Origin of the sequence: Mesorhizobium sp. M7A.F.Ca.CA.001.10.2.1 (genome assembly GCF_003998575.1) — a bacterium.
GTDB lineage: Bacteria > Pseudomonadota > Alphaproteobacteria > Rhizobiales > Rhizobiaceae > Mesorhizobium.
Genome location: NZ_RZQY01000204.1, coordinates 1 through 9,086 on the forward strand (window position 1 = coordinate 1; position 9,086 = coordinate 9,086).

Sequence of the window (9,086 nt, forward strand, 5' to 3'; positions counted from 1 at the left end):
AAAAATCTCCTCGCGCATCAGCCGCAGGTTTGCGCCGGCGTTGCGGACCAGAGTCGGCAGCAGCTTCCGGCTTTTGGCACCCAGCTCTTCGCCGGCCGGGTTGATTTCGGTGACATCGGCGCCTGCGTCACGCGCTTCAGTGATCATGTCGCGCAGGCGCTGGTGGTGCCGGTCGCTGATGATGGCGGTATAATCGGGGTTGTCGCGCAAGGTCGGGTAGAGCTTCGCGATCGCCGTTGCGAGCTTGACAGCGACCGTGCCTGCCTGCCCCTTCGGCACCAGCAGATAATCCGGCGCGATGCAGGTCTGCCCGGCATTCAAGAGCTTGCCATAGGCAATGCTGGATACCGCCGCATCGAGATCGCAGGACGGATCGAAGATTGCCGGCGACTTGCCGCCGAGTTCGAGCGTGACCGGGGTCAGGTTGGCGGCCGCGGCGATCGCGACCTGGCGTCCGACCGCGGTCGAGCCGGTGAACAGCAAATGATCGAAAGGCATCGACACGAAGGCCTTTCCCATCTCGGCATCGCCGGTGATGACGCTGAGCTCATCGGGTGCGAAATGCTCGGCAACGAGTTTGGCCAGCAGCACTGAGAATGCCGGGGTCAATTCGGAAGGTTTTATAAGCACGCGATTGCCGGCCGCGAGTGCCGCCGTGACCGGCGCGACAGCGAGTTGGAAAGGATAATTCCAGGGCGACACGATGCCGACGACGCCGAGCGGCTGCGGGACGAGGCGATTTCGGCCGGGCAGGAACGGCATGGTGGTGACAACGCGGCGTTCGCGCATCCAGCCCCTGACATGCGACAGCGCGTGGCGGATGCCGGCGCGCACGACGAACAGTTCCGCAAGGCGCGTCTCATGCGCGGAACGGCCGCCGAAGTCGGTGTCGATGGCGGTGCAGATGTCGGCTTCATGCCGCTCGGTCAGCGCCAGCAGGCGTTTCAGGCGATCCTTGCGGATGCCAAAGTTGGGGAAAGGCTGCGCCTCGAAGGCGGCGCGCTGCAGGTGGAACCGCTCGCCGAGAACATCCTGTCTGGTCTGCAGCATCGCATCCTCCCTGGCTAGCGGAGCCGAGCTTACATTGCTGGGTGAAGGAATCCAGCGAGGTAAAGGTGTTGCAAGGGAAGGCGCAGGCTGCAGGCGACCTGTTCCTGTTGTGGCACGATGACAGCTGCGCTAAGGCATGGTGCCCATGCAGAGAGTCGTTTTGACCGATTTCCCATCCTCTCCCATCCAGGAATTCCAGTCCGGTGTCTGCCTGATGCTGATATCGGCGACGAGTATCTTGGCCATGGACCCCAAGCGGCGCGTTTCGTGCCGGGCGGCCCTGCGGAATTGCGGATGAAGGGCGCTCACAGGCTTGAGGCTGCGTTTGGAGCGGCTGCGCGAAGGGTTGTGCGGGAGTTTCTGCGGTTCGTGCCGCTGTCTCTGAAACAGCGCATGCAAAAACGCACATACGCACGCGCGGCGCCCGCCAACAGAATTTTCATTTCGGGTTGCGCGCGCAGCGGCACGACGCTGACACAGCGGCTGATGAGGTGTTTCGAGGACATTTTCGTCCATCCGCCCGAAGCGCGATACACAATGCTGGACATGTTGGACCGGCCGGAATCGAACCTCGTCGTCAAGCGCGATGCGCGCGGTTTTGCGCATCTGGCGAAGCTCCCTCCCTCCATCGGCTTGATCTATTGCGTGCGCCATCCGTTCGACACGCTGACAAGTTCGCATCCGCAAACACGCAACGAGCGTCGGTTCCACGTCACGCCGCATCGCTGGCTGGCCGAATACGACGCGCTGACCCGGCTGAAGAAGGCACAACCGCACCGGCAGATACTCTTTGTCCGCTACGAAGACATGATCGGCGCGCCCGATGCGCAGCAGGACAGAATCGCGCAATCGTTCGGACTGACACCGCGCATTCGTTTCAGCGAGGATCCGAACAATCCGATCCGGGTGGCTTCGTTGAGAAAATGGGAACGGAATGAAGAATTCAGGACCTATCTCGGCGGTCTGCCCCCGGCATTTCTCGTCGGCGTCCGGCGTTTCTGCGCCGAGTTCGGCTATGACATGCCAATAAGCACGCCGACCGTGGACGCGCGGTAATGCGGGCACCGGCGGCCGTCGCGACAGAAGAGCGAGATCCCAAGCGGCGCGTGCTGAAGGACGTGTTCGGCTTCGATGATTTTCGCCCCGGCCAGGCCGATGTCATGGACGCGCTGCTGGCCGGGCGGCATGTCCTGGCCGTCATGCCGACGGGTGCGGGCAAATCGCTCTGCTACCAGGTCCCGGCACTTGTCCTGGGCGGGCTCACCATTGTCGTTTCGCCGTTGGTGGCGCTGATGCAGGATCAGGTCGCCGCCTTGCGGCTTGCCGGCGTGGCTGCCGATACGATCAATTCCTCGATCGACCGCGATGCCAATATCGCCGCATGGCGTCGCGTCGCCTCAGGCCAGACGCGCCTGCTCTATCTCGCGCCGGAGCGGCTGATGACCGAGCGGATGCTCGAGGCGCTGGCCAGGCTCGATGTCAGCCTGATCGCCGTCGACGAGGCGCATCGGCTATTGCGAGACGGCGCAGTGCCGTCGCCAGGTGCTGCTCGGCTATTTCGGCGAAGAAGCGCAGCCTTGCGGCAATTGCGACACCTGCCTCGACCAGGCGCCGCGCGCCGATGGCGGAGCGGAGGCGCGGATAATCCTGGCAGCCATCGCCCAGAGTGGCGAACGCTTCGGTGCCGGCCATGTCATCGACATCCTGCTCGGCCATGAAACCGAGAAGGTGCTTGCCAGGAACCACCAGAGGCTCACGAGTTTCGGCAGCGGTCTGGCGCACAAGAAGGATTTCTGGCTGTCGCTGATCCGGCAGCTCGTCGCAGGCGGGTTCCTGATGCCGGATCCGGCCGGTCATGGCGGCCTCGCCATCGCCGAAAAAGGCCATGCGCTTGGGCGTGGCGAGATGCCGTTCCATTATCGTGTCGAGGTGCGCAGCCGCGCCTTGCGCGGCAAGACGCGCTCCGGGCAGGATTTCGGGCAATCGGATGTGGACACCGGGCTGCTGGCCGCGCTGAAGACCTTGCGACTGCGGCTCGCCAAGGAGCGTCAGGTGCCGGCCTATGTGGTGTTTTCCGATCGCACCCTGATCGACATGGCCGAGCGCCGCCCGCACGACCTCGACGCCTTCGCTGAAGTGAATGGAGTTGGGGCGGCAAAGCTGAAGGAGTTCGGCCAGGTTTTTCTGAGTGCGATTGCCGAGCACCAATCCGATGGCTCGGCCTGAGGTCAGATCAGCGACTGGTCACGCGCTCTGAAGCATAGGGATCTTCGGAGAAGGCATCCGTTCCGAGAGCTTCTGTTCCGTCGCCGCCCATTCCTACATCGCCTATGCCCCCGACGAGACCGATCAGTTCAATGTTCTCTGGCCGGCCAGTCGACAGATCAGGTTGAGACCGAGGCGTTCATCGACTTCATGGCTGAGCATCTGCAACCGCAATAGGTGCCGCTGTCCGCTCATTCACCGCAGCGTCGACCCGCTGGGCGTCAGTCGCGCGATATGGATAGTCCCGTGAGAAGCGGAGCGTAGGCGGCGAGCCTGCGGGATATGAACTCCGTGAAGAGCCGCACGCGCTTCGTCTTGCGTGTCTCACCCTGGGTGAGAAGCCAGAGCGTTCCGTACATGTGCAGATCGGTGCCCGGCACCCTCACCAGCACGGGGTCGGCATCTCCGACGAAGCACGGCAGTGTCGTGATCCCGAGACCTTGCCGTACGGCAACGATCTGCGCCTCGGCGTCCGTGGTCCTGAATGGAACCCCCGTGGTGCGAACCTCACCCGCGTTGGCCCATTCCGGAATCCCATGAGCGCTTATGACGATCCACCGGATGGGATCAGCTGCGCCCGCACGCCACGCGGCCAGGCGATCGCGGGACATGTAAACGCCGCCGAACACCTCCGGTCCCTTCAGGCCGTGAAGATTGAGCGGCAGGGTTTTGCGGTCGTAGACGACGCGGATCGCCACGTCGGCCTCTCGGTTGGTCAGATTTGCCAGTTCGCCGGACGACAGGATTTCCATCTCGATGTCGCGATGCAGACTCGCGAAATCGGCGAAGTCCGGCATGAGCAGGTGTGTCGCGAGGGGGGGTGCCAGCGTCACCCGCAGAAGCCCGCGCACGCTCTGGTCGCGCCCGAAGACGCGCGTCTCCAGCTGGTGAGACGACGCTTCCATCTGGTTCGCGAGCTCGAGGACCTCCTCGCCCGCAGCCGTCAGGCGGTAGCCCGAAGGCAGCTTTTCGAACATTTGCGCCCCGAGGCGTTCCTCAAGCTGTGCGATGCGTCGCAGCACGGTCGAGTGATTCACCCCGAGCTGCGCGCCGGCAGCCCGCACCGAGCCTCCGCGTGCGACGGCTAGAAAGTAGCGAATGTCATCCCAGTCGATCATGGTGCAATCCGGCACCGCGCGGTGCGCCTTCCAAAGCCCGTATCTAGCACATCCTACAGCGGTAGGGGCGGGACATCATAGCTTATGTCGACAGGGGCGGCGCAATTCCGAATGGCGGACACGGATCGTCGCGGCGGGCGTCAGCCCTGAAAGCGGATCGATTTTGCACCACCGATGTGCGCGCTTCCGCACTCACCACCTGACCCCGACGGGCCCATCTAGAGGTCCTCGGGGCGTACCCCGAACGAGCAAAGACAGAAGCTGGAAGGATTGAGTCATGGGAAAACTGGACGGTAAGGTTGCGGTTATTACGGGTGGCGCCACCGGCATCGGCCGCGCCGCAGCGAAGCGCTTCATCGAGGAGGGCGCCTTCGTCTTCATCTTCGGCCGCCGGCAGGACGCGCTAGACGCCGCTGTGGCCGAACTCGGGCCCAATGCCCGCGCGGTGAAGGGCTCGGTCTCGGATGAGGCCGACCTCGATCGGCTCTATGCGGCGGTGAAGGCCGAGCGCGGAACCCTCGACATCATCTTCGCCAACGCCGGGGTGGGAAGCCTGCTTCCGCTCGGCAAGCTCACCGCCGAGCACATTGACGAAACCTTCAACACCAATGTGAAGGGTACGATTTTCACGGTCCAGAAGGCGCTGCCGCTGATGGGCGAGGGCGGTTCGATTATCCTGACCGGATCGAGCGCCGGCACCACGGGCGCGCCCGCATTCAGCGTCTATAGCGCGAGCAAGGCGGCCGTGCGCAACCTCGCGCGGACCTGGGCGGAAGACTTGAAAGGCACCGGCATCCGGGTAAACGTGCTGTCGCCCGGGCCGACGGCGACCGAACTCGCGAAGGCAGCGATAGGCGAGGAGGGCTTGAAGGCCTTCGCCTCGATGAATCCGCTTCAGCGGATGGCCGATCCAGCGGAGATCGGGGCGGCGGCTGCGTTTCTCGCGTCGCCCGACAGCAGCTTCATGACCGCCAGCGAGGTCGCCGTCGACGGGGGCTTGGCGCAAATCTGACCCGCTACGCCCCGCCGTTCATCCATTCGATATCCCGAGCCCGCAGGGCCTGGTAAACTGAAGGAGAATATACATGAGCTATGCAATTATCGGCTTCGGCAAGATCGGCCAGGCTCTTGCCAAGGCGTTTGCCCGCAACGGCATCGAAGTGTCCGTGGCAACCACGCGCGACCCGGAAAGCTTTGCATCAGCCGCGGCCGCGATCGGACCCACGATCATCCCGAAAACGCTGGCGGACGCGGTCAAGGCGGACATCATCTTTTTGGCTGTCCGCTTCGAATCGCACCCAGATGTCGCGAAGGCGCTGTCAAGCTGGGAAGGCAAGACGATCATCGACGCGACGAACGTGTTTCCAGTCTCCGAAGAACTGGACGGTCTGCCGTCCTCGGCCTTCGTCGCAAAGGCGTTCACCGGCGCCAAGCTCGTCAAAGGCTTCAATCACCTGATTGCGGCCACCCTGGCTGCCGATCCGATCGTCGAGGGCGGCCACCGGGTCGTCTTTCTTTCGAGCGACGACGAGGACGCGATCGCTCCCGTGGCGGTCTTGGCCAAACAACTCGGGTTCGCACCGGTCAAGCTGGGGAAGCTCAACGAGGGCGGCGCACTGGTGCACGCACGCGGCCGCACTTGGGGCCAGCTGATCTTCCAGGATCAGTTCAAGAAGGAGCAATAACGGATTTACCGTGCGCCGTCAGAGTGGCCGGTGTTCGACGCCGGCCACATCGTCAGCCGAGCGCGCAAAGCGACGCGCTTGAAAGCGGCTTACATTTGCCTGGGATCCTTCGGCCGGCAGGTGCCTGCCGCCCATGAATCGTAGTTGCAATAGCTGATGTCCCAGCCGGCATCGCGTCTTTTGGAAGTTACCTCACGACCGCCCGCGCGGATGGGTCCGAAGCCACCCCAACTGCCATCCGAGCCTTTGTAATTTCCCATGACGCGATAATTGCAGTTGTTTACGACGAAGTTGCCGTCCATCGACACGCATGCCGATGCGACAGTGGAAAGACCGAAGAAGGCCGTGCCGGCGACTGTGATGGCGAGAGAGGCTTTGCGCATAGTGGTCTCCTAACTGGCTGGGCGAACCAACCATTACGAGACCTTGGGCCGGGCCTCTTCCCCCATTTGGGCTAAACCGGCTGGCAAATTCACAGCGGCTGGCTGCGCTTGCGGACGCCATGTGCGGAGATGCCGAATGGCCTGCCCATCGCCGAAGCTTTACGGCCTCCGCGAAGGCCAGAGTGTCCTGGGTCGGGCGGCTCTTCCGCCGCCTCTCTACCAGATCCGCAAGGTTTACCGGAGGTTAACGGTAGACAATGAGCGGCCGCAACTGTGTCTCTTTCCGACCATTTCTTCAGTCCTGGTTCGGCCCAAAAGCCATACGTCAGGGAGGGTCACTTTTCAGGGGCAGGCCAGTTCCCCTCGACGGGCAGTGAGAGGCGGAATGTCGACCCGTTGATGTCGCTGGCGGCCAGTATGAGACCGCCGCCGTGCTGCCGGGCGATCTCGCGTGAAATGTAGAGCCCTAAACCGGAGCCGTTTACCAATTGGCCCGCGGCGCGATAGTACCTCATGAATATGAACTCGTGGTCGTCGGGCGCTACGCCAGAGCCCTGATCCACCACGTGTACAAACGCCACGCCCTGCTCAGTCGACAGCCGGATCGTCACAGAGCTGGTCACCGATGAGTATTTCAGGGCGTTCTGGATCAGATTTTGTATTACAATCTCCAGCAGGTTGCGGTCACCTTTCACAATCACTTCGTCGCCGTGAGTGAAGCTAACACGTCCGGCCGCAGCATCATCCAACCCCGCTTCGGCGGCGTGCAAAACCTCATTCAGGTCGAACATCTTGATCGTGGGAAGAGTTTTCTGCCCACCATTGAGCCGGTCGAAGGCTAGGACGTTTTCAATCAGCGATGACATCCTTTTGACGGTCTGGCGGATCCTTGTGGTGCGCAACTTGATATTGTCGGCGCTTTCACCTGCAGAAGATGACAGATTGTCGGCGGCGGCAGAGATGACGGCCAAGGGGCCGCGAAACTCATGAGATACCAAGGCCACAAAGTCCCGCTGCTGAGCCAGAGCATCGTTGGCGGTGTCCAGAGCCTGCCTGAGCTTGAGTTCAAGCTGGTGACGTCGATCCACTTCCACCTTGAGCGAGGCGTTTCTTTCCCCAAGCTCTGCGGTCCTTTCGCGCACCTTGACAGTCAGCTCCTGCTCGGCCAACCGCGACACTGCGATGACGCGATCCTTCTCCTCGCTCAAGCTGCGCTCGGCAAGCCGCGTTCTCTTTGCGACGGCTGCGCTGAGCAACGCCAGGTGAATCACGGTCCCGCCGGCCAAGAATCTGGACAAAGAGCCGTCCAGCTGGAACGGGTTGGCCCCAGTATACATCACCTGCATCACCAGCAGGACAGAGATTACGCCCAAAAATGCAATCGCCGACAGTAGGTATTGATACCGTCGCCGCACAATGAGCAGATAGAGCACTAGCAGCGAAATGAAGATGAGAGACAGCTGCTGCAGTCGCGATACGAAAAACCCGACGTCGCCGTAGCGTCCCGCAATCGCAAAAGCCAAGGCGATGCCATTGAGCAGTACAACACCCTGGGAGACGCGCCACGCCCAGATCAAATGACGGTGAAACTCAAATAGTCTAGCCAAAAATAACATCATGACTATACTGTATAAGCAAACGATAATACCCCAAATTAGGTGTATGATTTTCGGCTCTAGGGACATCAGAACTTCGGATGCATATCCCATGTGGAAGAGACTTATTAGCCCAGACTCTATGATAACTGCGATGTATAGAAGATATAAAGAATCCCTGAGCCATACGGCATACAGAAAATTGGTGAAGACCATGACGAAAATAGCGCCAACCACCATGCCCATGATCCAATCGTCGAATCGGCGATACTCTTCATAGCCTTGACTCTGCCAAAGGTTCAGCGAAGTGGTGATCGAGGTCGACGATTGGAGTCGGATGTAATAATCGGTTCGAGTGGACGGCACGGAGATCGGGAAGACGGCCGGATATGCGTCGGCGTCTGCTCCATCCCCTAGGTTGAGTTGGCTAGGGGGCAAGACCGAATAACCTCCCGCCCCGTCAGAGACATACAGCGTGATGTGTTCGATCAAGGGCCGTTCTACCTGCAGCAGCCATTGCCTTGGAGCCGTTGAGGCAGACAGGGAGAACCGGGCCCAGATTGCGCCCTTTTGGTAGCCCCGCGTGAGCATCGAAGGGATGGGTTCGAACTGGATGTTGGAGCGCTTGGAAACGATATCGTTGATCGTGAGCGCGCCGGTGGGATCATGAAAGATTGCGAGGTGACCGCTGAGTGAAACCGGAGCCTTGAGGCCGTCCGTCGGTTTCAGCGGAAGCGCCCATAACGTTTGCGGCACAAGACACACAAACAATATAGACAATGCGGCGAATAAATGAAATCGAATGCTATCAGATTGCTGCATGGGGTCCGTAGATGGTCGGAGAAGGCTACAAGCGGGCGATCTCGTGATCGCCCCCCTTGTTTATCTTGTTGATGACGACAGGGATTTCCGCGAGGAGATGGTCTTCGGACTATCCAGATTGGGCCTGAACGTACATGGATTTCACAACGCTGCCGCCCTCTACCGAGC

Annotated in this window: 7 protein-coding genes and 1 pseudogene; 4 read left to right on the forward strand and 4 right to left on the reverse strand. The window is 61.3% G+C overall.

Going from position 1 to position 9,086, the window contains the following annotated elements; genetic code table 11:
* Positions 1-1,050 (reverse strand): aldehyde dehydrogenase family protein (locus EN964_RS15180; RefSeq protein ID WP_127276499.1); only part of this gene is annotated, 1,050 nt, incomplete at its 3' end.
* Positions 1,051-1,344: 294 nt separating this feature from the next.
* On the opposite strand from EN964_RS15180, the gene EN964_RS15185 reads away from it, so the two are divergent.
* Positions 1,345-2,106: a sulfotransferase gene (locus EN964_RS15185; RefSeq protein ID WP_127266897.1), complete on the forward strand. Its 762-nt coding sequence runs from the start codon at positions 1,345-1,347 to the stop codon at positions 2,104-2,106.
* Positions 2,106-3,276 (forward strand): annotated as a pseudogene (locus EN964_RS15190) (RQC domain-containing protein). Before EN964_RS15185 ends, EN964_RS15190 begins: the two are co-directional and overlap by 1 nt.
* A 260-nt stretch (positions 3,277-3,536) precedes the next feature.
* Here EN964_RS15190 and EN964_RS15195 read toward each other — a convergent pair.
* On the reverse strand, positions 3,537-4,433 hold the full coding sequence (locus EN964_RS15195; RefSeq protein WP_127266896.1) for a LysR family transcriptional regulator: 897 nt from the start codon (positions 4,431-4,433) through the stop codon (positions 3,537-3,539).
* A gap of 277 nt (positions 4,434-4,710) precedes the next feature.
* Here EN964_RS15195 and EN964_RS15200 point away from each other — a divergent pair, with 277 nt between their 5' ends.
* Together EN964_RS15200 and EN964_RS15205 are read left to right on the forward strand one after the other, a co-directional pair.
* The gene (locus EN964_RS15200; RefSeq protein WP_127266895.1) at positions 4,711-5,445 is read left to right on the forward strand and encodes an SDR family NAD(P)-dependent oxidoreductase; all 735 of its coding nucleotides are present in this window, start codon (positions 4,711-4,713) and stop codon (positions 5,443-5,445) included.
* A gap of 73 nt (positions 5,446-5,518) precedes the next feature.
* On the forward strand, positions 5,519-6,118 hold the full coding sequence (locus EN964_RS15205) for an NADPH-dependent F420 reductase (protein WP_127266894.1): 600 nt from the start codon (positions 5,519-5,521) through the stop codon (positions 6,116-6,118).
* Positions 6,119-6,207: 89 nt separating this feature from the next.
* On the opposite strand, the gene EN964_RS15210 is transcribed toward EN964_RS15205, so the two are convergent.
* Both EN964_RS15210 and EN964_RS15215 read right to left on the reverse strand, forming a co-directional pair.
* Entirely contained in the window at positions 6,208-6,501 is a 294-nt protein-coding gene (locus tag EN964_RS15210; protein WP_164748768.1) for a hypothetical protein, read from the reverse strand.
* 335 nt (positions 6,502-6,836) lie between these two features.
* On the reverse strand, positions 6,837-8,918 hold the full coding sequence (locus EN964_RS15215; RefSeq protein WP_127266893.1) for a sensor histidine kinase: 2,082 nt from the start codon (positions 8,916-8,918) through the stop codon (positions 6,837-6,839).
* Positions 8,919-9,086 lie beyond the last annotated feature (168 nt).

Bases quoted from the DNA above. Each gene is read 5' to 3' on its own strand.
- EN964_RS15185 (WP_127266897.1), top strand. From the start codon at position 1,345: ATGAAGGGCGCTCACAGGCTTGAGGCTGCGTTTGGAGCGGCTGCGCGA.
- EN964_RS15195 (WP_127266896.1), bottom strand. From the start codon at position 4,433: ATGATCGACTGGGATGACATTCGCTACTTTCTAGCCGTCGCACGCGGA.
- EN964_RS15210 (WP_164748768.1), bottom strand. From the start codon at position 6,501: ATGCGCAAAGCCTCTCTCGCCATCACAGTCGCCGGCACGGCCTTCTTC.
- EN964_RS15200 (WP_127266895.1), top strand. From the start codon at position 4,711: ATGGGAAAACTGGACGGTAAGGTTGCGGTTATTACGGGTGGCGCCACC.
- EN964_RS15215 (WP_127266893.1), bottom strand. From the start codon at position 8,918: ATGCAGCAATCTGATAGCATTCGATTTCATTTATTCGCCGCATTGTCT.
- EN964_RS15205 (WP_127266894.1), top strand. From the start codon at position 5,519: ATGAGCTATGCAATTATCGGCTTCGGCAAGATCGGCCAGGCTCTTGCC.